General features: G+C 59.4%; 26 protein-coding genes, 1 pseudogene and 1 riboswitch. Of the genes and pseudogenes, 16 read left to right on the top strand and 11 right to left on the bottom strand.

Annotation, left to right across the window (positions count from 1 at the left end; translation table 11 throughout):
- Nucleotides 1–80: 80 nt before the first annotated feature.
- The 4 genes from ACTG4B_RS09330 (at nt 81) to ACTG4B_RS09315 (ending at nt 4475) form a co-directional block, all read left to right on the top strand.
- A complete protein-coding gene (locus tag ACTG4B_RS09330; RefSeq protein WP_439155428.1) occupies nt 81–1766 on the top strand; it encodes an NAD(P)H-dependent oxidoreductase subunit E in 1686 nt (561 codons plus the stop codon).
- Between the two features lie 67 nt (nt 1767–1833).
- The gene (gene ftsY, locus ACTG4B_RS09325; protein ID WP_439155427.1) at nt 1834–2940 is read left to right on the top strand and encodes a signal recognition particle-docking protein FtsY; all 1107 of its coding nucleotides are present in this window, start codon (nt 1834–1836) and stop codon (nt 2938–2940) included.
- A 15-nt stretch (nt 2941–2955) separates the two neighbouring features.
- On the top strand, nt 2956–3858 hold the full coding sequence (locus ACTG4B_RS09320; protein WP_439155426.1) for an EamA family transporter: 903 nt from the start codon (nt 2956–2958) through the stop codon (nt 3856–3858).
- Between the two features lie 11 nt (nt 3859–3869).
- Nucleotides 3870–4475: an inner membrane-spanning protein YciB gene (locus ACTG4B_RS09315; RefSeq protein WP_439155425.1), complete on the top strand. Its 606-nt coding sequence runs from the start codon at nt 3870–3872 to the stop codon at nt 4473–4475.
- Here ACTG4B_RS09315 and ACTG4B_RS09310 read toward each other — a convergent pair.
- Both ACTG4B_RS09310 and ACTG4B_RS09305 read right to left on the bottom strand, forming a co-directional pair.
- Nucleotides 4472–4801, bottom strand: a complete 330-nt coding sequence (locus ACTG4B_RS09310) for a PilZ domain-containing protein (RefSeq protein WP_439155424.1) — start codon at nt 4799–4801, stop codon at nt 4472–4474. The genes ACTG4B_RS09315 and ACTG4B_RS09310 overlap by 4 nt on opposite strands.
- Before the next feature lie 58 nt (nt 4802–4859).
- Nucleotides 4860–5567, bottom strand: a complete 708-nt coding sequence (locus ACTG4B_RS09305) for a glutathione S-transferase N-terminal domain-containing protein (RefSeq protein WP_439155423.1) — start codon at nt 5565–5567, stop codon at nt 4860–4862.
- Between the two features lie 274 nt (nt 5568–5841).
- Nucleotides 5842–5919, top strand: a riboswitch (SAM riboswitch).
- Between the two features lie 60 nt (nt 5920–5979).
- On the opposite strand from ACTG4B_RS09305, the gene metZ reads away from it, so the two are divergent.
- The 7 genes from metZ (at nt 5980) to ACTG4B_RS09270 (ending at nt 11869) form a co-directional block, all read left to right on the top strand.
- Nucleotides 5980–7149 carry an O-succinylhomoserine sulfhydrylase gene (gene metZ, locus ACTG4B_RS09300; protein WP_439155422.1) on the top strand — a complete coding sequence of 390 codons (1170 nt, stop codon included), beginning with the start codon at nt 5980–5982 and terminating at the stop codon, nt 7147–7149.
- Between the two features lie 254 nt (nt 7150–7403).
- Nucleotides 7404–8504 carry a GTP cyclohydrolase FolE2 gene (gene folE2 / locus ACTG4B_RS09295; protein WP_439155421.1) on the top strand — a complete coding sequence of 367 codons (1101 nt, stop codon included), beginning with the start codon at nt 7404–7406 and terminating at the stop codon, nt 8502–8504.
- A 149-nt stretch (nt 8505–8653) separates the two neighbouring features.
- Nucleotides 8654–9274, top strand: a complete 621-nt coding sequence (locus tag ACTG4B_RS09290; RefSeq protein ID WP_439155420.1) for an ATP-dependent Clp protease proteolytic subunit — start codon at nt 8654–8656, stop codon at nt 9272–9274.
- A 124-nt stretch (nt 9275–9398) separates the two neighbouring features.
- On the top strand, nt 9399–10664 hold the full coding sequence (gene clpX / locus ACTG4B_RS09285; RefSeq protein ID WP_439155419.1) for an ATP-dependent Clp protease ATP-binding subunit ClpX: 1266 nt from the start codon (nt 9399–9401) through the stop codon (nt 10662–10664).
- Nucleotides 10665–10668: 4 nt separating this feature from the next.
- Nucleotides 10669–11052, top strand: coding sequence for a RidA family protein (locus ACTG4B_RS09280; RefSeq protein ID WP_439155418.1), 384 nt, complete (start codon nt 10669–10671; stop codon nt 11050–11052).
- Between the two features lie 60 nt (nt 11053–11112).
- Nucleotides 11113–11496 carry an NADH:ubiquinone oxidoreductase subunit NDUFA12 gene (locus ACTG4B_RS09275; protein WP_439155417.1) on the top strand — a complete coding sequence of 128 codons (384 nt, stop codon included), beginning with the start codon at nt 11113–11115 and terminating at the stop codon, nt 11494–11496.
- Nucleotides 11497–11506: 10 nt separating this feature from the next.
- A complete protein-coding gene (locus ACTG4B_RS09270) occupies nt 11507–11869 on the top strand; it encodes a DUF2155 domain-containing protein (protein ID WP_439155416.1) in 363 nt (120 codons plus the stop codon).
- On the opposite strand, the gene aat is transcribed toward ACTG4B_RS09270, so the two are convergent.
- The 9 genes from aat to ACTG4B_RS09225 all read right to left on the bottom strand — a co-directional run bounded on the left by aat (nt 11833) and on the right by ACTG4B_RS09225 (nt 20267).
- Complete coding sequence (gene aat / locus ACTG4B_RS09265; protein ID WP_439155415.1) at nt 11833–12477, bottom strand: leucyl/phenylalanyl-tRNA--protein transferase; 645 nt, start codon at nt 12475–12477, stop codon at nt 11833–11835. The two genes, ACTG4B_RS09270 and aat, sit on opposite strands and share 37 nt — an antisense overlap.
- Nucleotides 12478–12482: 5 nt before the next feature.
- Nucleotides 12483–13829: an acetyl-CoA carboxylase biotin carboxylase subunit gene (accC, locus tag ACTG4B_RS09260; protein ID WP_439155414.1), complete on the bottom strand. Its 1347-nt coding sequence runs from the start codon at nt 13827–13829 to the stop codon at nt 12483–12485.
- A gap of 9 nt (nt 13830–13838) precedes the next feature.
- Nucleotides 13839–14318, bottom strand: a complete 480-nt coding sequence (gene accB, locus ACTG4B_RS09255; protein WP_439155413.1) for an acetyl-CoA carboxylase biotin carboxyl carrier protein — start codon at nt 14316–14318, stop codon at nt 13839–13841.
- A gap of 228 nt (nt 14319–14546) precedes the next feature.
- Nucleotides 14547–14849 carry a hypothetical protein gene (locus ACTG4B_RS09250; RefSeq protein ID WP_439155412.1) on the bottom strand — a complete coding sequence of 101 codons (303 nt, stop codon included), beginning with the start codon at nt 14847–14849 and terminating at the stop codon, nt 14547–14549.
- 118 nt (nt 14850–14967) lie between these two features.
- Nucleotides 14968–15717 carry an ABC transporter ATP-binding protein gene (locus ACTG4B_RS09245; protein ID WP_439155411.1) on the bottom strand — a complete coding sequence of 250 codons (750 nt, stop codon included), beginning with the start codon at nt 15715–15717 and terminating at the stop codon, nt 14968–14970.
- A 78-nt stretch (nt 15718–15795) separates the two neighbouring features.
- Nucleotides 15796–16554 carry an ABC transporter ATP-binding protein gene (locus ACTG4B_RS09240; RefSeq protein WP_439155410.1) on the bottom strand — a complete coding sequence of 253 codons (759 nt, stop codon included), beginning with the start codon at nt 16552–16554 and terminating at the stop codon, nt 15796–15798.
- 12 nt (nt 16555–16566) lie between these two features.
- The gene (locus ACTG4B_RS09235; protein ID WP_439155409.1) at nt 16567–17757 is read right to left on the bottom strand and encodes a branched-chain amino acid ABC transporter permease; all 1191 of its coding nucleotides are present in this window, start codon (nt 17755–17757) and stop codon (nt 16567–16569) included.
- Nucleotides 17758–17760: 3 nt separating this feature from the next.
- Nucleotides 17761–18792: a branched-chain amino acid ABC transporter permease gene (locus tag ACTG4B_RS09230; RefSeq protein WP_439155408.1), complete on the bottom strand. Its 1032-nt coding sequence runs from the start codon at nt 18790–18792 to the stop codon at nt 17761–17763.
- A gap of 128 nt (nt 18793–18920) precedes the next feature.
- Nucleotides 18921–20267, bottom strand: a complete 1347-nt coding sequence (locus ACTG4B_RS09225; protein WP_439155407.1) for an ABC transporter substrate-binding protein — start codon at nt 20265–20267, stop codon at nt 18921–18923.
- A 220-nt stretch (nt 20268–20487) separates the two neighbouring features.
- Here ACTG4B_RS09225 and ACTG4B_RS09220 point away from each other — a divergent pair, with 220 nt between their 5' ends.
- From ACTG4B_RS09220 to ACTG4B_RS09200, 5 genes and pseudogenes are all read left to right on the top strand, one after another.
- Nucleotides 20488–21792: a short-chain fatty acyl-CoA regulator family protein gene (locus tag ACTG4B_RS09220; RefSeq protein WP_439155406.1), complete on the top strand. Its 1305-nt coding sequence runs from the start codon at nt 20488–20490 to the stop codon at nt 21790–21792.
- A 95-nt stretch (nt 21793–21887) separates the two neighbouring features.
- A complete protein-coding gene (locus ACTG4B_RS09215; RefSeq protein ID WP_439155405.1) occupies nt 21888–22256 on the top strand; it encodes a response regulator transcription factor in 369 nt (122 codons plus the stop codon).
- Nucleotides 22253–22522: a hypothetical protein gene (locus tag ACTG4B_RS09210; RefSeq protein WP_439155404.1), complete on the top strand. Its 270-nt coding sequence runs from the start codon at nt 22253–22255 to the stop codon at nt 22520–22522. The genes ACTG4B_RS09215 and ACTG4B_RS09210 overlap by 4 nt, the downstream gene beginning before the upstream one ends.
- On the top strand, nt 22522–25191 hold the full coding sequence (locus ACTG4B_RS09205; RefSeq protein ID WP_439155403.1) for an ATP-binding protein: 2670 nt from the start codon (nt 22522–22524) through the stop codon (nt 25189–25191). The genes ACTG4B_RS09210 and ACTG4B_RS09205 overlap by 1 nt, the downstream gene beginning before the upstream one ends.
- A gap of 72 nt (nt 25192–25263) precedes the next feature.
- Nucleotides 25264–25872 (top strand): annotated as a pseudogene (locus ACTG4B_RS09200) (FliM/FliN family flagellar motor switch protein); the annotation flags it as partial.

Below are 25872 nucleotides of genomic sequence, written 5' to 3'. Positions count from 1 at the left end.
ATGATCCGGGGTGTCGTTTTTGCGTGGTTTGGTCTGGGTGCGGGCGGTATTGTGCGGGCAATTGGCAGGGGAAAACCGCAATGGCTTTGGACAATCGTGAAGGCGTTTGGAAATCCGGCAAAGGCAAGGGGCGACGCACGCCCAAGGGCCGACAGCTGGATGATCAGGCTTGGGATGCGGTCAAGGCGCTGTTGGGCGACCGTCCGCGCAGGCGCGATCTGCTGATCGAATTTCTGCACCTGATCCAGGATCGGTTCGGCCACCTTTCCGCCCGCCATCTGCGCGCACTGGCCGAGGAAATGCGCCTGTCTCAGGCCGAGGTATACGAGGTCGCCACCTTCTACGCCCATTTTGATGTGGTGAAAGAGGACGAAACCCCGCCACCCGCGCTGACCATCCGCGTCTGCGACAGTCTGTCGTGTGAATTGGCGGGGGCGCAGGCGCTGAAGGCAGCACTCGAAGATGGGCTGGACCCCGCGCAAGTGCGCGTGCTGCGCGCGCCTTGCATGGGCCGGTGCGATACCGCGCCCGTTCTGGAACTGGGCCATCACCACATCGACAATGCCACCGTCGAAAAGGTGCAGGCGGCGATTGCGGCAGGTCATACCCACGCCCATGTGCCCGATTACGAAGGGCTGCGCGCCTACCGCGCCACAGGCGGTTATACCACGCTGACCGCCCTGCGGCAGGACGGCAACTGGGAAGACGTGCAGGACAAGGTGCTGTCGTCGGGTCTGCGCGGTCTGGGCGGGGCCGGGTTCCCTTCGGGCAAGAAATGGGGTTTCGTGCGCGGCAATCCCGGCCCCCGCTATCTGGCCGTGAACGGTGACGAGGGCGAGCCCGGCACCTTCAAGGACCGCTATTATCTGGAACGCACCCCGCATCTGTTTCTGGAAGGCATGCTGATCGCCGCCTGGGCGGTCGAGGCGCAGACCTGCTTCATCTACATGCGCGACGAATATCCCGCCGTGCTCGAGATTTTGCGCCGCGAGATCATGGCGCTGGAAGAGGCGGGGATCGTCGGACAGGGGTATATAGACCTGCGCCGGGGGGCAGGGGCCTATATCTGCGGCGAAGAAAGCGCCATGATCGAAAGCATCGAAGGCAAGCGCGGCATCCCGCGCCACCGCCCGCCGTTCGTGGCACAGGTTGGCGTTTTTGACCGCCCCACGCTGGTGCATAACGTGGAAACCCTGCTTTGGGTTGCGCGTGTCTGCCGCGAGGGGCCAGAAGTGCTGAGCAGCACCGAAAAGAACGGTCGCAAAGGGCTGCGGTCCTATTCCGTCTCGGGGCGCGTGGCGCAACCGGGGGTGTATCTGCTGCCTGCGGGGTCCACAATTCTGGATATTATCGCGGCGGCGGGCGGCATGGCCGCAGGCCATGTCTTCAAAGCCTATCAACCGGGCGGGCCGTCTTCGGGGCTGTTGCCTGCGACGATTGACGACGTGCCGCTGGATTTCGACACGCTGCAACCACTTGGCACCTTCATCGGATCTGCCGCCGTCGTGGTGCTGTCCGATCAGGATCGTGCGCGCGATGCCGCGCTGAACATGCTGCGGTTTTTCGAGGATGAAAGCTGTGGTCAATGCACGCCCTGCCGGGTGGGCTGTGAAAAGGCGGTCAAGCTGATGCAGGCCGATACATGGGACCAGCCGTTGCTGTCCGATCTCTGCACGGCGATGGCCGATGCATCGATCTGCGGTCTGGGGCAGGCGGCCCCCAATCCCATCAAACTGGTCATGCAGCATTTCAAGGATGAAATCTGACCGGGCTTTTCAATCGCGTCGCCAGCCATTAGGTCATTGCCATGCAGTGATGTAAGGCTGGCGAGACATGGCGTTTTTCAAGAAACTCAAGGACCGGATGTTCAGATCTTCGTCGAAGATCGACGAAGGGCTGGATGCGATTGTCAGTGAAGGCGGCGCACCGGATGTGGTGGACGCGCCCCCGTCCTCAGAGCCGGAAGCGCCCTTGCCCGCAGACGACGCGGGGGTCGATATCCCTGATCAGGTCCGTGAAATCGTGACACCTGACACGTCATCAGAACCCGAAAAAAAGGGGTTGATGGGCCGACTGTTTGGCGGGCGCGATGCGGGGCCTGTGGTGCGCCGCACCCTGGACGACGACATGTTGGAGCAGCTGGAAGAATTGCTGATTTCTGCTGATATGGGTGTGGATACCGCCCTGCGCGTCACCGCCAACATGGCCGAGGGGCGATTGGGCCGCAAACTGTCGGTCGATGAAATCAAGGCGCTGCTGGCGCAGGAAGTCGCCCGGATCATGGAACCTGTTGCGCGCCCCCTGCCGATTTACGCCAAGAAACCGCAGGTGGTGCTGGTTGTTGGCGTGAACGGGTCGGGCAAGACCACGACCATCGGCAAACTGGCCAGCCAGTTCCGCGCGGCAGGCAAAAAGGTGGTGATTGCTGCGGGCGACACATTTCGCGCCGCAGCGGTTGAACAGTTGCAGGTCTGGGGGGATCGGGCCGGCGTGCCGGTGCTGACCGCGCCCGAAGGGTCCGACCCTGCCAGCCTTGCCTTTGATGCGATGACTCAGGCGCAGGCCGACGGGGCCGATCTGTTGATGATCGACACCGCAGGCCGTTTGCAGAACCGCGCCGATCTGATGGAGGAACTTTCCAAGATCGTGCGCGTGATCCGCAAGAAAGACCCCGAGGCACCGCATAACACCCTGCTGGTGCTGGATGCGACAACCGGACAGAATGCGATTCAGCAAGTCAAGGTGTTTCAGGAACTGGCGGATGTGTCGGGGTTGATCATGACCAAATTGGATGGCACCGCCAAGGGTGGCGTGCTGGTGGCGCTGGCCGATAAATTCGGTCTGCCGATCCATGCCATCGGCGTCGGCGAACAGATCGACGATCTGGCCCCTTTCGACCCCGAAGAATTCGCCGCGGCCCTGGTGGGGGTGGACGCGTGACACGGTCCTGATCTGATGGGCGATTGGATCGTATCGCTGGCGGGCACGCCCGAAGGCGCGCGGCTGGCCACGATATTCGCGTTGATGTCGGCGCTGGCCCATGCGGTGTTCGGCGCACTGCAAAAGGGGCGCTATGACCCGTGGCTGACGCGCGGGGCGATTGACGGCTGGCTGGTGGTCTTTTCGGCACCTGTTGCGCTGTTCATGGTGCCCTGGCCGGATGCCGCCACGGCCCTGATCCTTGCAGGCGCGATCGTGGTGCATTTCGCCTACAAGCTGACGATGGCGCTGGCCTATGAAAAGGCGGCTTATACAGTGGTTTACCCGGTCGTGCGCGGCACTGGCCCGCTGGTCACCGTGATCGCCGCATCGCTGTTTTTCAGTGAACATTATACCGCGCTGCAATGGTTGGGGGTTGCCTGTCTTTCGGGGGGTATCCTGTTGCTGGCGCTGCGGAACCTGTCGGAAGAGGTGATTGATCTGCCCGCGCTGAAAATGGGCCTGCTTTGGGCGCTGGCGGGGGGCGTTCTGGTCGCCATCTACACGACCTATGATGCCTTTGGTATCCGGCAGTCGCCTAACCCTTTCACCTTTCTGGCGTGGTTCTTCTTTGTCACCGCGCTTGATTTTCCGGTCCTTGCGATGTTGCGGTATCGCCGCATGGCCAATCAGCCGGTCCTTGGCCCGCTGATGTGGCGGGGGATGGCCGGGGCATTGATCGCCTGGGTCAGTTTCGGCGGCGTGATGCTGGCCACCTTGCTGGGCAAGGTGGGTGAGGCTGCGGTCTTGCGCGAAACCTCGACCGTATTTGCCGCTCTGATCGGCTGGTTCATTCTGGGTGAAAAAGTAGGTCCGCGCCGCTTGTTTCTGATGACACTGGTTGCGCTGGGCGCCGTGATCGTGGAAATGGGAGGCTGAGGGAGACATCGATGACCAAGAAGCAGATCAACCCGATCCTGAAACAGGTGCTGGAACTTGGGCCGACACTGGTTTTCTTCCTGATCTACCTGCGGATCAAGGACGACATGTTCACCGTGGCGGGAACTGAATATTCCGGCTTCATCATCGCCGCGCTCGTCTTTGTGCCGATCCTGCTGGTCGCGATGGGGATCCTTTGGGCACTGACGGGCTCACTTAGCCGGATGCAGGTGTTCACGGCGTTCATGGTGATCTTCTTTGGTGGTCTGACCGCCTATTTCAATGACGAACGGTTTTTCAAGATGAAGACGACAATCGTCTATGGCGTCTTGGGGGGGCTTTTGGGAATCGGGCTGCTGCGCGGCCGGAGTTATTTGCAATACGTCATGGAAGAATTTCTGCCTATGCGCCCCGAAGGCTGGATGATTTTCACCCGTCGTTTGACCGTGATGTTTGTGGCCCTTGCCGTGGCAAATGAACTGATCTGGCGCACGCAATCGACGGAAACATGGGTCAAACTGGAAACATTTGCCTTTCCTGCTGTGTTGTTCGTGTTTTTGTGGGTTCAGATCGCCGGGCTGCAACGATACCTGATCGACCAATCCGACGAAGACTAATGCATTTCACGAAACTGGAATCCGACGGTGCTGTGGCCGGCGGAAGACCGTCCATCCCTTCGATAGCGCAAGATATCGACCTGATGGCTGGATATGCGCGGCATAAAGATGATCCCGACACGCCCGTTGACGACCCATTGAACAATAGCATTCACCTGCTGGCTAAGAACAAGGAATGTGACCTTTTGACCGCAGGACAGGTTTTTCAGTCCTTCCAGGCGGGCGCCGGCGGTGTTGACATCAATGATCGTGCCACGTTGCAGGCCTGCCGGTGTGGCAAAGGTGACGGGATAGTTGGTGTTATAGCGGTGTGCACGATACTGCATGATCTGAACCTGTTCACGAAAAGCGAAGCCAGATTAGCAGTGTAAGACTAATGATTCGTTATGACCCTTTGCGAAAAAGCACGCTTTGCGCGGTTTTGTCCTTGGCGATATCACCGCGTTTTTCCGCAGCCAGCGCGCGGCCCTGCTGCACGCCGGGACGGGCGGCCATCATATCGAGCCAGCGCGCCATATGGGGTTTGTCATCCAGCGTTTGTTGCTGGCCTTCCCAAAGCGAGGCCCACCCCCAGATCGCCATATCGGCAATGGAATAGAAATCACCGGCGACATAGGCGTGCTCGGCCAGTTGTCGGTCAAGCACGCCATAAAGACGTGCGGTTTCATTACGATACCGGTCCTTGGCATATGGCAGATCATTGGGTGGGTTCATCGCGGGGGCGTATTTCAGGAAATGATGTGCCTGGCCGGCCATAGGGCCCAAGCCGCCCATCTGCCACATCAGCCATTGATCTACGGCGATGCGGTCACGCTCGGTCCGGCCATAGAATTGCCCGGTCTTGCGCGCCAGATATTGCAGGATCGCGCCCGATTCAAAAATTGATACAGGCGCGTTGTCTGGTCCGTCGTGGTCGACAATTGCGGGCATCCGGTTGTTGGGTGAAATCTTCAGGAAATCCGGCTTGAACTGGTCCCCTGCACCGATATCCACCAGATGCAGCCGATATGGCAGCGCCATTTCCGCCAGCGCGATCGAGACTTTCCAACCATTTGGCGTTGGCCAGAAATAAAGATCGATAGGTCTGGTCATGGCTTGTCCTTTGGCTGTGTCCCCTGCCAGAATGGCAGCCTTGGCCAAAAGGACAAGCCCCTGATCTGACCTGCATTTGTGCCGGATGCCGCGCCACGCCGCAAAAAACCGCTGATATCGTCGCAGTATGGCCACAGACCCGCGTCGCGCTTCGGACATCGCATACCCAGCCAGCGCAAGGCGCAGGCGTCGGTGCCCGGTTTTACGCGTCACAGGGTGATGTGACTGTCATGACCGCAGGGTGTTCTTGACGCGGGGTCGGGCGCGCTTTATGCGCATGCATCGTGGCGATTTGTTACCGGATTGCGGGCCACGTTAAATATGCCGCTAAAGAGGGTTGCGGGTTTTCAAGCCCCGATGCCTTTTCCCGGTGTCGGGTTTTTTTATGCGCAAAACGCGCGAGGGATGACAGATGGACAATTGGAACAAACGCACCCGCGCGGTGCATGCCGGCACCCGGCGCAGCCAATACGGCGAGGTCAGCGAGGCGATTTTCCTGACGCAGGGGTTCGTCTATGACACCGCCGAGGCCGCCGAGGCCCGGTTCATCCAGTCGGGTGACGATGAATTCATCTATGCCCGCTATGGCAATCCCACCAACGCCATGTTCGAAGACCGCATTGCCGCCATTGAAGGGGCCGAGGATGGCTTTGCCACCGCATCGGGGATGGCGGCGGTCAACGGTGCGCTGATGTCGATGTTGCGGGCGGGCGATCACGTTGTCTCGGCGCGTGCGCTGTTCGGGTCGTGTCTGTATATCCTCGAAGAAATTCTGACGCGTTTCGGGGTCGAGGTGACATTCGTGGACGGCACCGATCTGCCTGCATGGCAGGCCGCAATCCGGCCCGAGACCAAGGCGGTGTTCTTTGAAAGCGTGTCCAACCCGACGCTGGAGGTGATCGACATCGCGGCAGTATCGCGGATGGCACATGCGGTGGGTGCGACGGTGATCGTAGATAACGTCTTTGCCACCCCGGTGTATTCAGACGCGCTGGCGCAGGGGGCCGACGTGGTCATCTACTCTGCGACCAAACATATCGATGGGCAGGGGCGGGCGCTGGGCGGGGTGATCCTGGGAACCCGCGATTTTATCCGGGGCACGGTCGAGCCGTATATGAAACACACCGGCGGATCGATGTCGCCGTTTTCCGCCTGGCTGATGCTGAAGGGGTTGGAAACGATTGATTTGCGCGTGCGGGCACAGACCGCAACAGCGCAGTATCTGGCCGCGGCGTTGCAGGCTGACGGGACCTTGCGACAGGTGATTTATCCGGGGTTGGAAAATCATCCGCAGCACGCGCTGGCAATGGCGCAGATGGGGGCTGGTGGCACGGTTCTGGCGATTGATGCAGGTTCGAAAGATGCGGCGTTCAAGCTGCTGAATGCGCTGGAGATCGTCACGATCTCGAACAACCTTGGCGATGCAAAATCCATTGCCACCCACCCGGCCACCACGACCCATCAGCGGCTGGCCGATGACGTAAAGGCCGCTTTGGGCATTACGCCGGGATTGATCCGGTTGAGTGTCGGCCTGGAAGATGCGGTCGATCTGTTGATGGACCTGCGGCAGGCCATCGGATAACCGGTCGGGCGTTCGGGCGGGTTGCGATCATGGAGCCTCCGGCGGGGATATTTATTCTCTGAAGAAGCGCAGGTGGTGCGAACGATTGGTGTTTTCTGACAAGACGTCTATTCTGAGCACTCACGATAGGCCGAAAGGTGGCTGACATGGCTGATCCGCGCGCAGATTTGTTACGTATCTATGATGATATCATTGGACAGACAGACCAAGCGCCCCATTTAGGGGGTTCTGATGCACCGAAAAGGGGCCAAGACATGAACATCCATTCCGCCGATATGGAACGTGAACCTACCCGCGCCGAGGCCGAAGCGGCGCTTGCCCTGCTGCGCCGGTGGGCCGTTGATGTCACCGCTGAGGAAGTCGCGACGCTTGATCCGCTGGTGTCGCGTTTGATCCCGGGGCAAGAGGTTTCCAATTATCCTGCACGTGCGCGCGCCTATCCGGATGCGTTTCAGGCCGATGAGGCCTACAAGGCGTCCATGCCCGACCTGCAAAACGGCCCTTCCAGCCTGATCCGTGGGGCAAAGCAGCAGATCCAGCATGTTGGTATTTCCAATTTCCGTCTGCCGATCCGGTTTCATACCCGTGATAACGGCGATCTGACGTTGGAAACATCCGTCACCGGCACCGTGTCGCTTGAGGCGGAAAAAAAGGGCATCAACATGTCCCGGATCATGCGGACGTTCTATAAACACGCCGAGGAGACATTCAGCTTTGAAGTGATCGAACGTGCGCTGGACGCCTATAAATCCGATCTGGAAAGTTTCGATGCCCGCATCCAGATGCGGTTCAGCTTTCCCATGAAGGTGGCAAGCCTGCGGTCGGGACTGTCTGGCTATCAGTATTACGATATCGCGCTGGAACTGGTCGAAACTGCGGGCGTGCGCAAGAAGATCGTGCATCTGGATTATGTCTATTCGTCAACCTGCCCCTGTTCGCTGGAATTGTCCGAACATGCCCGCCAGTTCCGCGGGCAATTGGCCACGCCGCATTCGCAGCGGTCGGTCGCGCGGATTTCGGTGCTGGTCGAAGACGGCCCTTGCCTGTGGTTTGAAGACCTGATCGACCGTGCCCGCGCTGCCGTGCCGACCGAAACGCAGGTCATGGTCAAGCGCGAGGATGAACAGGCCTTTGCAGAGTTGAACGCTGCGAACCCGATTTTCGTGGAGGACGCGGCGCGGCTGTTTGCAGAGCAGTTGCAGTTGGATGCGCGGATTTCGGATTTCCGGGTGATCGCCAGCCATCAGGAAAGCCTGCACAGCCATGATGCGGTGTCGGTGATGACCGAAGGGGTCACGTTCGCGGCAGAAAGCCTTGATCCGCGGCTTTTTGCATCACTATTTCACGTCGGGTAGGCCTTGGGTCGGACCGCCCCAGGTTTGCCTTTGAAGGATACGCGGCAGTGAAAGGGTTCACCAGCCCTTGAAGCCCTTGGCGCCCACCACTAAGACTCTGTGAGGAAATTCGCAGTAGGACAAAGCTGTCCAGCAAAGAGGCAATAAATATGCAAGACCCCGTCGAGACCTATATGAACCTTGTCCCAATGGTGGTCGAACAGACCGCACGGGGTGAACGCGCCTATGATATCTTTTCGCGCCTGCTGAAAGAACGGATCATTTTCCTGAACGGCCCGGTGCACGACGGGATGAGCCAGCTTGTGGTGGCACAGCTTCTGCATCTTGAGGCGGAAAACCCCAAGAAAGAGATCAGCATGTATATCAACAGCCCCGGGGGTGTCGTTACCTCTGGTCTGTCGATCTATGACACGATGCAATACATCAAGCCCAAGGTCAGCACGCTGGTTATCGGGCAGGCTGCATCCATGGGGTCGCTTCTGCTCACTGCGGGCCACCCCGAAATGCGCTTTTCGCTGCCCAACAGCCGGATCATGGTGCATCAGCCGTCCGGCGGCTATCAGGGCCAGGCCACCGATATCATGATCCATGCGCAGGAAACGCAAAAGCTCAAGGATCGGCTGAACGAGATTTACGTCAAGCACACAGGCCAGACCCTGAAAAAAGTCGAAGCGGCGCTGGAGCGCGACAATTTCATGTCCCCGCAGGAAGCCAAAGACTGGGGTTTGATCGACGAAATCGTCGAAAATCGCGAGAAATCGGACGAGTAACCACATTATGAACGCCCCGGCCCGCAGGTCATTTTGACATTGTGGACCGGGGCGGGCTGTCCTAGTGTTGGACGCAAGAAAAGCCCGAAACAGACGCGAACGGCCGATGGCCAAGAGGATTGAGATGGCAACGACATCCGGAAACGACAGCAAGAACACACTTTACTGCAGCTTTTGTGGCAAAAGCCAGCACGAGGTGCGCAAGCTGATCGCCGGGCCAACCGTTTTCATCTGTGATGAATGTGTCGAACTTTGTATGGATATCATCCGCGAAGAGACGAAATCGTCCAGTCTGAAATCGGGGGACGGTGTCCCCACACCATCCGAGATTTGCAAGGTTCTGGACGACTATGTGATCGGCCAGATGCACGCAAAGCGGGTGCTTTCTGTTGCGGTGCATAACCATTACAAACGCCTGAATCATGCCGATAAATCCGACATCGAGCTGGCGAAATCCAACATCATGCTGATCGGCCCGACCGGTTGCGGCAAGACGTTGCTGGCGCAGACGCTGGCGCGGATTCTGGATGTGCCATTTACCATGGCCGACGCCACCACCCTGACAGAGGCCGGGTATGTGGGTGAAGACGTGGAAAACATCATCCTCAAGTTGCTGCAGTCTTCGGAATACAATGTCGAACGCGCACAGCGCGGCATCGTCTATATCGATGAGGTCGACAAGATCACGCGCAAGTCCGACAACCCCAGCATCACCCGCGATGTCTCGGGCGAGGGTGTGCAGCAGGCGCTGTTGAAGATCATGGAAGGCACGGTGGCATCCGTTCCGCCGCAGGGCGGGCGCAAGCATCCGCAGCAGGAATTCCTGCAGGTGGACACGACCAACATTCTGTTTATCTGTGGCGGTGCTTTTGCCGGTCTGGACAAGATCATCGCGCAGCGCAGCAAAGGCTCTGGCATGGGCTTTGGCGCGGATGTCAAAGATGTGGACGAACGTGGTATCGGTGAGGTGTTCCAGGATCTGGAGCCAGAGGATCTGTTGAAATTCGGCCTGATCCCGGAATTTGTCGGCCGCTTGCCTGTGATCGCAACGCTGACCGATCTGGACGAAGACGCGTTGATCACGATCCTGACCCAACCCAAGAACGCCCTGGTCAAGCAATACCAACGCCTGTTCGAACTGGAAGACACCAAGCTGACCTTTACAGAGGATGCACTGGCGGCGATCGCCAAGCGGGCGATCGAACGCAAGACAGGCGCACGTGGTCTGCGGTCCATCATGGAAGATATCCTGCTGGACACGATGTTCGACCTGCCCGGCATGGACACCGTAACAGAGGTGGTCGTGAACGAAGAGGCTGTGACCTCTGACGTGGCGCCGCTGATGATCCACAACGAGCCCAAGAAAAAAGAATCTGCCACGGCGAGCTGACGCCGTGGTGGTTCGTCATATCACCACAGGTTCACCATTCGAGGTGCAGATCGGCTATAGTCGGGCTGTAGTGTCTGATGGCTGGGTATTTGTCGCGGGCACCACAGGGTATGATTATGCGACGATGACCATGCCCGACAGCATCGCCGACCAGTGCCGCAATGCGCTGGCCACCATCGACAAGGCGTTGCACGACGCTGGCAGTGGATTGGATCATGTGGTGCGTGTGAATTATATCGTGCCGGACGCTGCCGCGTGGCCCGCATGCTGGCCGGTCGTGTCTGCGGCCTTTGCCACGGCCCGACCCGCGGCCACGATGATCAGCGCGGGCTTGCAGCACCCCGAAATGAAGATCGAGATCGAGGTCACAGCGCGGGTTCCCACCTGACACCACTGGACCTTTGCGCCCCTTTGGTGCAAGACAGACACAGACAATCGGAGACGCGCAATGGGCCTTGGTCACAATATCAAACGCATCTTTACCTGGTGGGACGGTCAGTCCTTTGGCACACAACTCTGGACCAGCCGCAATGGCACCAAGGTGGGCGAGGATGCGCAGGGTAATATCTATTACCGCAACGCTGACGATAGCCGCCGCTGGGTGATCTACAACGGTGAAAACGAAGCATCGCGCGTCAGCCCCGATTGGCATGGCTGGTTGCACCGCACCTGGGATGATCCCCCGTCCGAGGCGAACCTGCCGCACAAGCCCTGGGAAAAGCCGCATCAGGTGAACCTGACAGGCACAGCGGCGGCATATGCACCCGCCGGTTCAATTCGCAAGGCTACCCCGGCAGAGCGGACTGACTATGAGGCGTGGACACCTGAATAAGGGTCGTAATATGCGGATCAAGACGATGATCGCCGTTTGCACCGTGCTGTTCGCCGCGACGGCCACAGCCCAAGAGGTGCAGACCGCCGCTGGTGGGACGCTTCGGGTATTGGATAAATTGACCGGCGAGCTGACAGATATGTCGCTGCAAGTCGGTGAAAGCAGTACGCTTGGTTACTTGCAGGTCACGTTGAACCAGTGCCGGTTTCCCGTGTCGAACCCCGCCGGCGATGCCTATGCCGAGGTCGTGGTGCGTTACCGGGACGCGGCTGACCCTGTCTTTGCGGGATGGATGTTGGCGTCATCACCTGCGTTGAACGCGATGGATCACCCGCGCTATGACGTCTGGGCGCTGCGCTGTATGACGTCCTGAGCAGTCGGCACCGGCCCGCTGAAAACCGCAGGTGCCGCAACAGCCCGCGCCAGTTGTTTGCGATAGGCGTCGCGGGGGATTTCCACTGCGCCGAGGCTGGCAAGATGTGGGGTCATGAACTGCGTATCAAAGAGCTGAAACCCACCCCGGCGCAAGATATCCACCAGATAGGCGAGCGCCAGCTTTGACGCATCCGTGGCGCGGCTGAACATGCTTTCCCCAAAGAACGCGGCCCCGATTGCGACGCCGTAAACCCCGCCAACCAATGTGCCATTCTGCCAGACCTCGATCGAATGGGCGTCACCGCTGCTGAACAGCGCGCGGTAAAGATCAAAGATTGTGGTGTTGATCCAGGTTTCGTCACGGTCGGCGCATCCGCGGACCACCTCTTCGAAGGCAGAGTCGAGCGTGACACTGTAATGCCCCCGCCGCATGGTTCGGGCCAGACTGCGCGAGATGCGAAACCCCTCAAGCGGGATCACGCCGCGCATCCGCGGATCGACCCAGAACACCTCTGGATCGTCGCGCCCTTCTGACATGGGGAACACGCCGACCCTATACGCCTGCAACAGCAGGTCCGGTGTCAGGATCAGTTCCTCATCCCGCATCGCCCCTAGCCGAGGTTCTGTTCCAGCCAGTGTTCCAGCCAGTGGATGTTGTAGTCGCCCGTTTGCACGGCAGGTTCCGCCAGCAGCGCGTGGAACAGTGGAATCGTGGTATCCACACCATCGTCGATCAGCTCGCCCAATGCGCGGGCCAGCCGCGCCAGCGCCTCTGGCCGGTCACGTCCGTGGACGATCAACTTGCCGATCAGACTGTCGTAGTAAGGCGGAATCCGATAGCCGTCATACAGCGCGCTGTCCATGCGCACACCCAATCCGCCGGGGGCGTGATACTGGGTGATCGTGCCGGGGCAGGGGGAAAAATTGGGCAGTTTTTCGGCGTTGATCCGCACCTCAATGGCGTGACCGTTGATTTTCAGATCGTCCTGCGTGAACGACATTGGCAGACCGGACGCCACGCGCAGCTGTTCGCGCACCAGATCGACGCCAAAGATCGCCTCGGTTACCGGGTGTTCCACCTGCAAACGCGTGTTCATCTCGATGAAGTAGAATTCGTCGTTCTCGAACAGAAACTCGATCGTCCCCGCGCCGATATAGTTGATCTTGGCGACGGCATCGGCGCAAACCTTACCGATTCGGTCGCGCAGCTCCTGGGTGATGACGGGGCCGGGGGCCTCTTCGAAGACTTTCTGGTGGCGGCGTTGCAGCGAACAGTCGCGTTCGCCCAAATGCACCGCGTTTCCCTTACCATCGCCGAATACCTGAATTTCGATGTGTCGCGGCGTGGTCAGGTATTTCTCAATGTACACTTCGTCATTGCCAAAGGCCGCCTTGCCTTCCGCGCGGGCGGAATGGAACGCTCTTTCCATGTCAGCGGCGGTTTGCGCCACTTTCATGCCGCGCCCGCCGCCACCGGCAGTGGCCTTGATGATGACCGGATAACCGACTTCTGCGCCAATGCGTTCGGCATCGGCCAGTGTCGGCACACCCCCATCCGATCCCGGTACACAAGGCACGCCAAGCGCCTTCATCGTATCCTTGGCGGTGATCTTGTCACCCATGACGCGGATGTGTTCGGCCGTGGGGCCGATAAAGGTCAGGTCATGGTCCTCGACCGCCTGAACAAAGGCCGCGTTCTCAGACAGAAAACCATAGCCCGGGTGAATCGCTTGTGCCCCGGTGATTTCACATGCCGAAATGATCGCCGGAAATGACAGATAGCTTTGCGCAGATGATGGGGGGCCGATGCAGATCGCCTCGTCTGCCATGCGCACATGCATCGCGTCGCTGTCGGCGGTGGAATGCACCGCTACGGATTTGACGCCCATCTCGCGGCAGGCACGGACGACACGCAGGGCGATTTCGCCACGGTTCGCAATCAGGATTTTATCGAACATGGGTCCGCCTTATTCGATGATCACAAGGGGCGCGCCGAACTCGACCGGCCCGCCGTCTTCGACCAGAATACGCTTGATCGTGCCGGCCTTGGGCGCGGGAATGTGGTTCATCGTCTTCATCGCTTCGATGATCAGCAGTGTATCGCCTTCCTTGACGGTGGACCCTGTGCTGACAAAAGCAGCAGCGCCGGGTTCGGGGGCCATGTAGACGGTGCCGACCATTGGTGACGTTACCGCGCCCGGATGGCTGGCAGGATCGGCAGCGGCCTGGGCCGCCGGGGCCGGCGCCGGTGCAGATGGTGCGGAAGGTGCCAGAGGGGCGGCTTGTTGCATGACCGTCTGGGTTTGACGACTGACGCGCACATTCAGGCTATCGTTTTCGCCATAGTCCCGTTTCACCTGCAATTCAGTCAGATCGTTTTCGCGCAGCAGTTCTGCCAGCGCCTGAATAAAGCTGACATCGCTTTCATGAGAGGTTTTGTTGCTCATCTTTTCCTCGGCCCATTGCCTGTATTATTGGCGGCAGCACGACGTTCCGTCACGCGGCTTCGCATTGCTTATAGGGCAAGCCTGCGAAGGTGGAAAGCAGGAGAGGTTCGAAAAACCGCAGCAGGGTTGCCCCGCGCGGTCGCAGCAGGCGCCTGTCATGCCGGCAGGCGGGGGGCTGATGGCCGCTTTGCCAACCATGCCATGGGGGGCTGCCCCGTTCACGGGCGGTCAAATCACCTGTTCGTCTGTGATGGCGGCGTCACCTGTATCCTTGTCAAAAGGCAGCATAGGCACGTCATATGGCTTCAGTCTACGTTCGGGTGGTGCGATTTCACCGGGGTTTTCCGGAAAGGCCGCGCCTGACAACCGGGCCGTGACCACCTGCGCGACAAAAATCCTGTCTGCGGGCAAGGTCGCCACTGCGGGGACAGGATCGACAGTTGTCACCTCTTTTTCGATCTGCGGGATTTGCCGGGCCGCATGGGAATGGGCAGCGACCGGTTTGGTGGCGATGTTTAGCGTGGTTTCCATTGGTATGCTCCGAAAAGCGGGACATTGAGGTGTCCAGCGTCGGCCCACCAGCTTACCAAATAATTAAGGTCTGCGCGTAAAAACCCGCCATTTCAAGGTAAATGGCGGGTGCTGCCCCTCAGATCGCCAGATACTGCGACCGCAGATTTTCATCCTCCAACACTTCAGCGGCCGAACCGTCAAAGACGACGGTGCCCGTATCGAGGATGACAGCGCGGTCTGCGAGTTTGAGGGCCGCGACAGCATTTTGTTCGACGATCACGGTGGTGATCCCCTGATCGCGGATGATGTTCAGGGTCTTTGCGATTTCCTGCACGATGACCGGCGCCAGGCCTTCGTAAGGTTCATCAAGCAACAACACCTTGATGTCACGGGCCAGCGCACGGGCGATGGCCAGCATCTGTTGTTCGCCCCCTGACAAGGTCACGCCTTCTTGTTTGCGGCGTTCCCCCAAACGGGGAAACAACTCATAAATCCGTTCAAGCGACCATCCAATCGGCGGGGCGATTTGGGCCAGTTGCAGGTTTTCCTCGACCGTCAGACCGGGGATGATGCGCCGGTCCTCTGGCACCAGGGCGATTCCCTCTGCCGCAGCCTGATGGCTTTTCATCTGGTGCAATGGTTTGTGGTCCAGCCAGATTTCGCCGTGGGTCAGGGCCGGATCATCCATGCGGGCGATTGTCCGCAGTGTCGATGTCTTGCCAGCGCCGTTGCGCCCCAACAGGGCCAGAATTTCGCCCTCGTGTATATTAAAGCTGATGTTCTGGACGATATAGCTTTCGCCGTAATAGGCCTCGACCTCCCAGACGCTCAGAAAGGCGGGATGGGTGGCGGCGTTATTGGCGTGCTTGTTGAATGGGGCGTTCATCTTATTGTCTCCTGCCGGGGCGATCACTCTTTGCTGAAATGATCAAAGCGGTTCATTTTTCCCGAAAAATTCGCCTGATCAGACCTGTGCTTCACCAAGGTAGGCTTCGCGGACCTTGGGGTGCCCTTTGATGTTTTCAGGGGTGTCTTCGACCAGGGGTGTGCCTTGTGCCAGCACGGTGATTCGTTCGGCCAGCGAAAAGACCACGTTCATGTCGTGTTCGATGATCGCCATGGTGATTCCGCGTTTGGTGCGGATCTCCTTGAGCAGGGCAATGGTGTTTTCGGTGTCGGCCCGTGCCATGCCGGCGGTCGGTTCATCCAGCAGCAGCAGTTTCGGATCCTGCACCAGACACATCGCCATTTCCAGCCGCCGCTTGTCGCCGCGCGACAGGCTGGATGCAATCATGTGGCTTTTCTCCAGCATGTTCACATCGGCCAGCATTGCCTCGGCCTGGGCCTTGATGTCCTTTTCATGGAACACGCTTTCGAGCGCGTGCATCCGGAAGGCCCCGTCGCGTTTTGCGAAACACGGGATCATCACGTTTTCAAACACCGTCAGGTCGCTGAAAATTTCCGGCGTCTGAAACACCCGGCTGATGCCCATCTGGTTGATCTCGTGCGGTTTGCGCCCCAGCACCGACTGGCCATCGAACATCACCGATCCGCTATCGGGGATCAGTTTGCCCACCAGCACGTTCAACAGGGTCGATTTGCCCGCGCCATTCGGCCCGATGATGGCATGGACGGTGTTTTCCGCCACGCTGAGGTTGACATCACCCAGCGCCTGCAACCCGCCGAACCGCTTGTTCACGCCTTTGACTTCAAGGATACCCATTGTTCTGTCTCCTTATTCCGCAGGCTTTTTGGCGGTTTCGCCGTTTTCTTGGGTTTTCTTGCGGCGCAGCAGTGCGCCAATCTTTTGTCCGCCCTGCACCAGACCGCCGGGCAGGAAGATCACGACCGCCATGAACAGCAGGCCCAGCGTCAGGTGCCAGCCTTTGCCGATGAACGGATGGATAATCGTGACCAACAGGTTGTCCATCCAATCCGGCATGAAGGCGAACCAGTTGTGCAGGATACCGTCGTTGATCTTTGAGACGATGTTCTCCAGGTATTTGATCAGACCCGCACCCAGCACCGGCCCGATCAGTGTGCCGACACCACCGAGGATCGCCATGACGACGATTTCACCCGATGCGGTCCAGAACATCCGCTCGGCTCCGGTCAGTGGGTCCATCGCGGCCAGCAGACCACCGGCGAGACCGGCATACATGCCAGAGATCACGAAAGCGGCCAGCATATAGGGCTTGGTGTTCAGGCCGGTATAGCTCATCCGGGTCTGGTTTGATTTGATCGCCCGCAGCATCATCCCGAACGGTGACCGGAAGATGCGGATCGCGACATAGAACGAGATGATCATGAAAATGGCGCAAAGATAATAACCGTTTTCAAAGACAAAGTTCCAGCCGCCCATGGAAATTTCGGTTGTGCCGTTCATGCGCCAGCCGAACAGATGCGGCACGGTCGGATCGCCCGCACCCATCAGGATTTGCGGATCGTCGTTATAGACTTGCAGGCCGGTTTCCCCGTTGGTGATCGGTGTCAGCACCGAATAGGCCAGCTGGTACGACATCTGCGCGAAGGCCAGTGTCAGGATCGAGAAGTAGATCCCCGACCGCCGCAGCGAGACGTAGCCGATGACGACCGAGAACAGACCCGCAACGATAACAGACAGCAGGATCGCGGGCACGACGTTGTAGCTGAGCAGCTTGAACATCCAGACCGCTGCGTAGGACCCCACACCCAGAAAGGCCGCGTGGCCAAAGGACAGGTATCCGGTCAGGCCAAACAGGATATTGAACCCGATCACAAGGATCCCGAAAATCACGAACCGCTGCATCAGGGCGGGATATCCGGCGTTGAAACTTTCACCCATTGCCGACGCGACAGGAAACGGGTTCAGAAGGATCGGTGCGGCCAACGTCAGCAGGCAGACGATCAGGAAGAGTTTGAAATCGCTCTTGTTGAGACCAAGCATGGCTTATTCCTCCATCACGCCCTTGCGGCCCATAAGGCCACGCGGACGAGTCAGCAAAATGATAATGGCAACCAGATAGATGATGATCTGGTCAATTCCGGGGATCAGCGCCTTGATCTCGTTCATCGAGGCAAAGGATTGCAGGATGCCCAGCATGAAACCCGCCAGAACAGCGCCGGGCAGCGAGCCCATGCCACCGACGACGACGACGACAAAGCTCAGCACCAGAAAATCCATCCCGATGTTATAGTGGGGCGACAGGATCGGCGTGTACATCACGCCCGCCAGCCCCGCGACAGCCGCCGCCATGCCGAACATCAGCGTAAAGCGTTTGTCGATGTCGATGCCCAGCAGCCCGACGGTTTCGCGGTCGGCCATCCCGGCCCGCACCACCATGCCGAAGGTCGTGAATTGCAGGAAGGCAAAAACAGCGGCGATAATAATGAGCGAGAAGAAGAAATAGACCAGTCGCCACATCGGATAGGCCACTGCACCCGGATCGAACCCAAGCCAGGCACCGAAATCAATTGTCCCAATGAACATGTCGGGTGCGGGGGTCTGAATCGGGTTAGCCCCGAAGAAAGATTTGATCAACTCGCCGATCACAATGGCAAGGCCAAACGTCACAAGGATCTGGTCGGCGTGCGGGCGTTTGTAGAAATGCTTGATCAGACCGCGTTCCATTGCCCAGCCGACAAGGAACATGACGGGGATCACCAGCAAAATCGCCAGCGGCACCGACCAATCCTGAATACTTGCCCCTATATCCGGCCCGAACCACGCCTCTACATATGGCGTCTGGACCTTGAGTGGGTTGCCCAGAAAGTCCTTTTGACTTTCATCGATCGTCACAAAGCTGAAGCTGAGAAGGCGCTGGAGGGTCACAGCACAGAAGGCGCCGATCATGAACAGCGCACCATGGGCAAAGTTCACGACGCCCAGGGTGCCGAAAATCAGCGTCAGACCAAGGGCGATCAGCGCGTATGCGGCCCCCTTGTCCAGACCATTCAGAATTTGAAGAAGAAATGCGTCCATCTGTCCGCTCCTGCCTGCCGCTGTGGCGTGTTTTTAGGAAATCTGGCCCGACCCGTCAGGTCGGCGGTTGCGCATCTGCGCAAGATGGGAACAGGCGATGGTCGCCTGTTCCCGATTTTGGCAAACGCTTATGCGCCTGGGTTGCACTCTCCCAGATCGCCACCGGCGAACATGGGGTGGTCGGGTTCATATTCGACCTGTGCACGTGGGGTTACTTCCACGATTTCCAGCGTGTCGTACTGGTTGGTCGGGTTTTCCTTGCCCTTCATGACCAGCACGTCCTTGAAACACTGGTGATCGGCGCCGCGATAGTAAGTCGGCCCGTTGCCCATACCGTCGAATTCGAAGTCTTCGAGTGCTTCGACAACGGCACATGGGTTGAACGAACCTGCACGTGTCACGGCGTCCGCATAAAGCAGCGTCTGCACGTAGCAGGTGTGCGCCGCACCGGATGGCGGGAAGCCGTATTTTTCACCGAACGAACGGGTGAAGGCTGCTGTGCCCGCATCCTGCAACTGCCAGTTCCAGTTCATGGAACCAAACACGCCTTCGATGTTCGAACCCGCACCAGCGGCCATCAGTTCCGAATACAGTGGAACGATGATCTTGAAGTCCTTGCCGTTGACTTGCTTGTCCTTCAGGCCGAACTGCACCGCCTGGGTCAGCGAGTTGACCATGTCCCCACCGTAGTGGTTCAGGATCAGCGTATCGGCACCAGAGTTCAGCACAGGCGCGATGTACGACGAGAAGTCACCGGCACCAACGGGTGTCAGCACGTTCTGGGCTGTTTCCCAGCCAAGTGCCTCGGTCGATGCCTGAATCGATTCCTGCTGCGTCCAGCCCCATGTGTAGTCGGCGGTCAGGTGATAGGCACGACGATCGTTGCCGTATTCCTTTTCCAGCACGGGTGCGAGCGCCGCACCGGACATGTAGGCGTTAAAGAAGTGACGGAAACCGTTCGCCTTCTTGTCCTTGCCGGTCGTGTCGTTGGAGTGGGTCAGACCCGCCATGAAGATCACGCCGGCCTCTTGGCACAGACCTTGCACAGCAACAGCCACGCCCGAGGACGAACCGCCGTTGATCATGATGCAGCCGTCTTTCTGGATCATCGACTGTGCGGATGCACGGGCCACGTCAGATTTGGTCTGTGTGTCGCCGGTGACAAAGTTGACTTTCTTGCCAAGAATACCCGTGCCATCCAGCACTTTGGACGAGAAGGTGTTCAGCATACCGCCGTCGCCCATACCGTTCAGGTGTTCGACCGCAAGTTCCTGCGCGCGCAGTTCGTCAAGGCCTTCTTCGGCATAAGGGCCGGTTTGCGGCACGTTAAAGCCGAATGTGACAGTGTCGCCAGTGGGCGCATTGGTAAAGCCGGAATGACCCGCCGCCGACAGATATGTCGGCAGGGCAAGTCCGGCACCTGCGACGGCACCGGTCTTCAGCACACCACGGCGCGAGAAGTTGGATTTGGACATTATTATCCTCCCTAGAGTTTACTGCCGACCAATGTCTCCTCACCGGGCGGCACGCACTTTTCAGCACTGCCCTACAATCGGGGCAGGACAGCAAATTCAGCAACAAGTCATTGTGGGTGCTGGACTTCTTTGTAAATTGCTATACAGATAACAGTCAAAATGTGTAAATCCGTTTTCTTGCAGTTGCAGAAAGCATTTGAAACCTTTGGGGGAATTGCCGGTGCCGACACGCAGGCTGACGGGGGCCCGGATCCGTGAAAAGCGGCTGGATCAAGGGATGCGTCAGGCCGCCCTTGCCGAGGTGGTGGGGATATCACCGTCCTATCTGAACCTGATCGAACATAACCGGCGCAGAATCGGCGGTAAACTGCTGGGTGATCTGGCCCGGGCGCTTGGTGTTGATGCTGCGGCGCTGACCGACGGGGCCGACAGCGATCTTCTGGACCAGATGCGGGCAGCGGCAGCATTGACCGGCGAGACCGCTGAAATCGCCCGCACCGAAGAATTCGCCGCCCGCTTCCCTGGCTGGAGCGCACTGATCGCCGCGCAGGCCCGCCGGATCACGGCGCTTGAAACCCGCGTGCAATCGTTGCGTGATCGGATGACGCATGACCCGCAACTTGCCGCGTCGCTGCACGAAGTGATTTCAGCGGTCACCGCGATCCGGTCGACGGCGTCTATTCTGGTGGGACAGGAAAAGCTGGATGCAGACTGGCAACGCCGGTTTCATGAAAACATACACGCCGACAGCCTCCGCCTGGCCCAGAACAGCGAGGCACTGATCAGCTATCTTGACACCCCCGGCGACGACAATATCGGCGCAGCGACCCCGGTTGAGGAGACCGAGGCATGGTTGGCAAAGACCGGATTTCACATTGCTGCTCTGGAGGGTGGTGCCGGGGATGCCGACGAGATCGTCAGGGGGGCCGGGCTGTCGGCGTCTGCCTCGCATTTGCTGCACGAATTTTGCCTGCGGTATGCACTGGATGCCCGGGCGCTGCCGCTGTCCGAATTTGTGATCGCCTGCAAGGCGGAACAATACGATCCCGCACGCGTCGCAAAGCGCTTTGGCTCAGCATTTGCGCCGGTGCTGCGCCGCATGTCGCAGCTGCCGCCCGATAAGGGGCACCCGCCGATGGGGTTGGTGGTTTGCGATGCCGCAGGTGCCGTGCGGTTGATGAAGGCAGTGCCGGGGTTCACGATGCCGCGTGCGGCCGGTGCCTGTCCGCTTTGGCCGGTTTTCAGCGCCTTCAGTCGCCCGTCGCAGCCGATCCGTGCAGAGGTCGCAATGCCGGGCCGGGCTGCGACGCGGTTTCTGTGCTACGCGATCGCAGAACCCGGAACAGCCCCCGACTTCGAAACGACCCCCTTTTTGCAAAGCACCATGTTGCTGCTGTCGGACCCGGCCGAGGGACCTGTGCCGCCGGTTCAGGTCGGCATGTCCTGCCGCATCTGTCCACGCGCGAACTGCGGCGCGCGCCGTGAACCCGCGATTGCCGGCCTGGCCGCGACCGACGCAGGATGATGCCGCTTTGACACCGGCCACGATTGGCCCGATAGTCCCAACAAGGGAGGCAGCCCCGGGGGCAGGGGCCGCAGTATGAGAGGGGAGGCGATGAGATGGGCAAACGTGTCCTTCTGATCGAGGATGAGCCGAATATTATCGAGGCGATCAGTTTCATTCTGTCACGTGATGGTTGGACAGTGCACACTCACGAAGACGGGCTTAGCGCGATGAACAAGGTGATCGCTTTTCCACCGGATCTGATTATTCTTGATGTGATGCTGCCCGGGCGCAGTGGCTTTGATATTCTGCGCGATGTGCGCGCCGATCCGGCAACCACAGCCATTCCTGTGATGATGCTGACCGCGCGCGGTCAGGAAAAAGACAGGGAACTGGCCCTGCGTCTGGGTGCCAACCACTTTATGACCAAACCGTTTTCAAACGCCGAGGTGCGCGACCATGTGCGCAGCCTGATGGAGGCATGAGCCCTGCGCCGAACACCTCGGTTTTCCTTGAGCGCGCAAGCTATCGGCAGCGCCGGCTGCGCGATGCCGCCCGGCTGTTGCCGCTGCTGGGTGCCGTGCTTTGGGTCATTCCGCTTTTGTGGGCACGTGCCCCCCGGTCGTCAGGTAGCGCGGACGCGATTATTTATACCTTTGGCGTCTGGGTGTTTCTGATACTTGTCTCGGCCGTTATTTCCCGGCGGTTGCGCCCCGATGATCCGGTCCCCCCCGAGGGCGCGCCGGACTGATGTTGTCTTTCAATCTCCTGATCAGCGTCGCGTTGGGCTATGTGGCTGTGCTGTTCGCGGTGGCTTTTGTCGCTGAAAGGCGCGCCACCATGGGGCATACCCGTTGGCTGGAATCGCCGCTGATCTATACGCTGTCGCTCAGCATCTATTGCACCGCCTGGACGTTTTACGGCGCTGTCGGTTATGCCGCCCGTTCAGGGCTGGAATTCGTGACGATCTATCTGGGCCCGACCCTGGTGATGATCGGCTGGTGGTGGGTCCTGCGCAAGCTGGTGCGCATCGGCCGGTCCCAGCGGATTACGTCGATTGCCGATCTGATTTCGTCGCGCTTTGGCAAATCCACGTTTCTGGGGGTTGTCGTCACCCTGATCGCGGTCGTCGCGGCGACCCCTTATATCGCGTTGCAATTGCAGTCGGTCACGCTTTCCTTTGCCGTATTCGCAGAAACCGGCGGCCAAAGCTGGCAGGCCTCCGACCTGAACGCGACCGCTGTCTGGGTTGCGATCGGGCTGACGGTGTTTACCGTGCTTTTCGGCACCCGCAATCTGGATGCCAACGAACGCCACCACGGCATCGTCATGGCCATCGCTGTCGAGGCCGTGGTCAAACTGGTCGCGCTGCTGGCTGTGGGGATTTTCGTGGTCTGGGGAATTGCCGGTGGTCCCGCCGATATGCTGACCCGAATCGAATCCTCGCCGATCCCGCTATGGGACCAGCCCGGTGGGCGCTGGATCAGTTTGATCTTTTTGTCCGGTGCCGCCTTCTTGTGCCTGCCGCGGATGTTTCAGGTGCTGGTGGTCGAAAACGCGGATGAACAGCATCTGAATACTGCGAGCTGGGCCTTCCCGCTTTATCTGTTCCTCATGAGCCTTTTTGTCGTGCCGATCGCGGTGGTGGGTCTTGATGTGCTGCCGGCCGGCAGTAACCCCGATCTTTTCGTGCTGACCGTGCCGCTAAGCCAAGGGCGCGATGGATTGGCGATGTTTTCCTTTCTGGGTGGCTTTTCGTCGGCCACATCAATGGTGATCGTGGCAACTATCGCGCTTGCCACGATGGTCTCGAACCACATTGTCGTCCCGCTCTGGCTGAGTTTGCGGGCCGGGCAGGGCGCCGTGATGTCGGGTGATGTCCGCCACATGATCCTCCTTGCCCGCCGTTTGTCGATCGCGGGGGTGCTTGCGCTGGGGCTGGTCTATTATCGGCTGTCAGGTGGCGGAACCGCGCTGGCGTCGATCGGTCTGGTGTCATTTACGGGGGCGGTACAGATCTTGCCCGCGATGATGGGCGGCATATTCTGGCGCGGCGCCACCCGCATCGGTGCGGCGCTGGGGCTTGTGACGGGCCTGTGTGTCTGGATCTGGACATTGTTTCTGCCCAGCTTTGGTCTGGATGCCGTGATCAGCCAAAGTGTGATTGATGCGGGGCCGTTTGGAATGGAATGGCTGCGGCCGCAGGCGCTGTTCGGAATCGAGGGGATCGATCCGCTGGTCCATGGGATCATGTGGTCGATGTTGCTGAATACGGGGATGTTCGTGCTGGGATCCCTGTTGAGTTTCCCGACCCCGGTCGAGCGGCTTCAGGGGGCGCAATTCGTGAATGTGTTCGAACATTCGACCGCTGCCCGGGCATGGACCACGACCGCAGCAGGCGCCGAGGATCTGTTGATCATGGCGCAGCGGATCATTGGCAGCGCCGAGGCGCAGGCCATCTTCCACCGCGCAGCGGCACAGCAGGGCAAATCGGGCTATCTGCCCGATGTGACCCCTGACTTTGTCGAACATCTGGAACGCGAACTGGCCGGGTCGGTGGGGGCCGCAACTGCCCATGCGATGGTCGGCCAGTTGACCGGAGGCAGTGGCGTGTCGGTCGAGGATCTGATCGCAGTGGCAGATGAGGCTGCCCAGATCCTTGAGTATTCCAACCGCCTGGAAGCCAAGTCGGCCGAACAGGAACGCACCGCCCGCGCCCTGCGCGACGCCAATGAAAAATTGACAGCCCTGTCGATCCAGAAAGACGCATTTCTCAGCCAGATCAGCCACGAATTGCGTACCCCGATGACATCCATTCGGTCGTTTTCCGATATCTTGCGCGACGCCGATGTGCCGGCTGATGTGCAGGCCCGTTATGCCGGGATCATCCATGACGAAGCAGTGCGTCTGACCCGCCTGCTGGATGATCTGCTGGACCTGGCGGTTCTGGAACATGGTCAGGTGACGTTGCACCGCCAGACCGGCCTGCTGAAGGATCTGCTGGACCGTGCCGTCGGCGCGGCCAGCCAACGCGGCGACGACCTCAGGATCGTGCGCAATCCCAGCAATGAATCGGTTGCGATCACATCCGATCTGGACCGGCTGGCGCAGGTGTTCATCAATCTGATTACCAATGCCCGCAAATATTGCGACGCCGAACACCCGCGCCTCAAGATCGAGGTGCGCGAAAAGGGGGCGACCTACCAGATTGATTTCATCGATAACGGCAGTGGCATCGCACATGAAAACCAACAGCTGATCTTTGAAAAATTTTCGCGCGTCGCCGATCAATCCAAGGCAGGTGGCGCCGGGCTGGGACTGGCGATCTGTCGTGAAATCATGCACAGGCTGGATGGCGAGATCAGCTATCTGCCGGGGCAATACGGTGCGGCCTTTCGCGTTGTCGTCCCGCGATCATGATCATTGCAAGCCGTTAGGCGAACGGTAACGAAATTGCGCCTAAGGTGTTGGAAGATCACCAGTGGCGGGCCGATGGCAGAAACGATGCACAGCAATATCCTTGGGCGCATGGCGGGCCGGGTTGGGCGGGATGTGGCCGACCAGCCGCAAGCAACCTCGCGTGCGGTGCGGCTGGCGCTGACCAAAGCGGCGAGTGATACCGTTGGTCTGATTCTGACGGTCACGGGCATGTCAGACGACACGCAACCGCTGGATGGATTGCTCGGTGCTGCGGGTGATGATTTCATGCTGGTGGGGTTGCACCGGGATGGCAGCCTGGCCGGTATCATTGCGCTGGATGTGCAGTTGCGCGCGGCAGTTCTGGAAATGCAGACCGTGGGCAGCCTGCTTGGCATGCCGGCAGAGGCGCGGCGCGCGACCGGCACCGACAAGACAATGTGCGAACCTTTGCTTGATGCGTTGATGCAGGCGTTGCCGCCTGCCATGGCGGGCACCGCGTTTGACGGCTGGATTGACGGTTGTCAGACGGGCGCACGGATCGCAGACGCGCGCGCCGCCGGGTTAATCTTGCCAGATTGCAACTATCGCATGGTGCAACTGACAGTGGACCTGGGCGTTGCCGGTCGGGACGGGGTGTTGATGATCGCGCTGCCGCCCATCCTGCCACCTGACATTGTCGAA

This window comes from Yoonia sp., from assembly GCF_965660735.1.
Taxonomy (GTDB): Bacteria; Pseudomonadota; Alphaproteobacteria; order Rhodobacterales; family Rhodobacteraceae; genus Yoonia.
This window is presented reverse-complemented; position numbering and strand designations above follow the sequence as displayed.

Excerpts from the sequence above, each read along its gene's own strand:
- ACTG4B_RS09330 (WP_439155428.1), top strand. The coding sequence starts at position 81 with ATGGCTTTGGACAATCGTGAAGGCGTTTGGAAATCCGGCAAAGGCAAG.
- ftsY (WP_439155427.1), top strand. The coding sequence starts at position 1,834 with ATGGCGTTTTTCAAGAAACTCAAGGACCGGATGTTCAGATCTTCGTCG.
- ACTG4B_RS09320 (WP_439155426.1), top strand. The coding sequence starts at position 2,956 with ATGGGCGATTGGATCGTATCGCTGGCGGGCACGCCCGAAGGCGCGCGG.
- ACTG4B_RS09315 (WP_439155425.1), top strand. The coding sequence starts at position 3,870 with ATGACCAAGAAGCAGATCAACCCGATCCTGAAACAGGTGCTGGAACTT.
- ACTG4B_RS09310 (WP_439155424.1), bottom strand. The coding sequence starts at position 4,801 with ATGCAGTATCGTGCACACCGCTATAACACCAACTATCCCGTCACCTTT.
- ACTG4B_RS09305 (WP_439155423.1), bottom strand. The coding sequence starts at position 5,567 with ATGACCAGACCTATCGATCTTTATTTCTGGCCAACGCCAAATGGTTGG.
- metZ (WP_439155422.1), top strand. The coding sequence starts at position 5,980 with ATGGACAATTGGAACAAACGCACCCGCGCGGTGCATGCCGGCACCCGG.
- folE2 (WP_439155421.1), top strand. The coding sequence starts at position 7,404 with ATGAACATCCATTCCGCCGATATGGAACGTGAACCTACCCGCGCCGAG.
- ACTG4B_RS09290 (WP_439155420.1), top strand. The coding sequence starts at position 8,654 with ATGCAAGACCCCGTCGAGACCTATATGAACCTTGTCCCAATGGTGGTC.
- clpX (WP_439155419.1), top strand. The coding sequence starts at position 9,399 with ATGGCAACGACATCCGGAAACGACAGCAAGAACACACTTTACTGCAGC.
- ACTG4B_RS09275 (WP_439155417.1), top strand. The coding sequence starts at position 11,113 with ATGGGCCTTGGTCACAATATCAAACGCATCTTTACCTGGTGGGACGGT.
- ACTG4B_RS09270 (WP_439155416.1), top strand. The coding sequence starts at position 11,507 with ATGCGGATCAAGACGATGATCGCCGTTTGCACCGTGCTGTTCGCCGCG.
- aat (WP_439155415.1), bottom strand. The coding sequence starts at position 12,477 with ATGCGGGATGAGGAACTGATCCTGACACCGGACCTGCTGTTGCAGGCG.
- accC (WP_439155414.1), bottom strand. The coding sequence starts at position 13,829 with ATGTTCGATAAAATCCTGATTGCGAACCGTGGCGAAATCGCCCTGCGT.
- accB (WP_439155413.1), bottom strand. The coding sequence starts at position 14,318 with ATGAGCAACAAAACCTCTCATGAAAGCGATGTCAGCTTTATTCAGGCG.
- ACTG4B_RS09250 (WP_439155412.1), bottom strand. The coding sequence starts at position 14,849 with ATGGAAACCACGCTAAACATCGCCACCAAACCGGTCGCTGCCCATTCC.
- ACTG4B_RS09245 (WP_439155411.1), bottom strand. The coding sequence starts at position 15,717 with ATGAACGCCCCATTCAACAAGCACGCCAATAACGCCGCCACCCATCCC.
- ACTG4B_RS09240 (WP_439155410.1), bottom strand. The coding sequence starts at position 16,554 with ATGGGTATCCTTGAAGTCAAAGGCGTGAACAAGCGGTTCGGCGGGTTG.
- ACTG4B_RS09235 (WP_439155409.1), bottom strand. The coding sequence starts at position 17,757 with ATGCTTGGTCTCAACAAGAGCGATTTCAAACTCTTCCTGATCGTCTGC.
- ACTG4B_RS09230 (WP_439155408.1), bottom strand. The coding sequence starts at position 18,792 with ATGGACGCATTTCTTCTTCAAATTCTGAATGGTCTGGACAAGGGGGCC.
- ACTG4B_RS09225 (WP_439155407.1), bottom strand. The coding sequence starts at position 20,267 with ATGTCCAAATCCAACTTCTCGCGCCGTGGTGTGCTGAAGACCGGTGCC.
- ACTG4B_RS09215 (WP_439155405.1), top strand. The coding sequence starts at position 21,888 with ATGGGCAAACGTGTCCTTCTGATCGAGGATGAGCCGAATATTATCGAG.
- ACTG4B_RS09210 (WP_439155404.1), top strand. The coding sequence starts at position 22,253 with ATGAGCCCTGCGCCGAACACCTCGGTTTTCCTTGAGCGCGCAAGCTAT.
- ACTG4B_RS09205 (WP_439155403.1), top strand. The coding sequence starts at position 22,522 with ATGTTGTCTTTCAATCTCCTGATCAGCGTCGCGTTGGGCTATGTGGCT.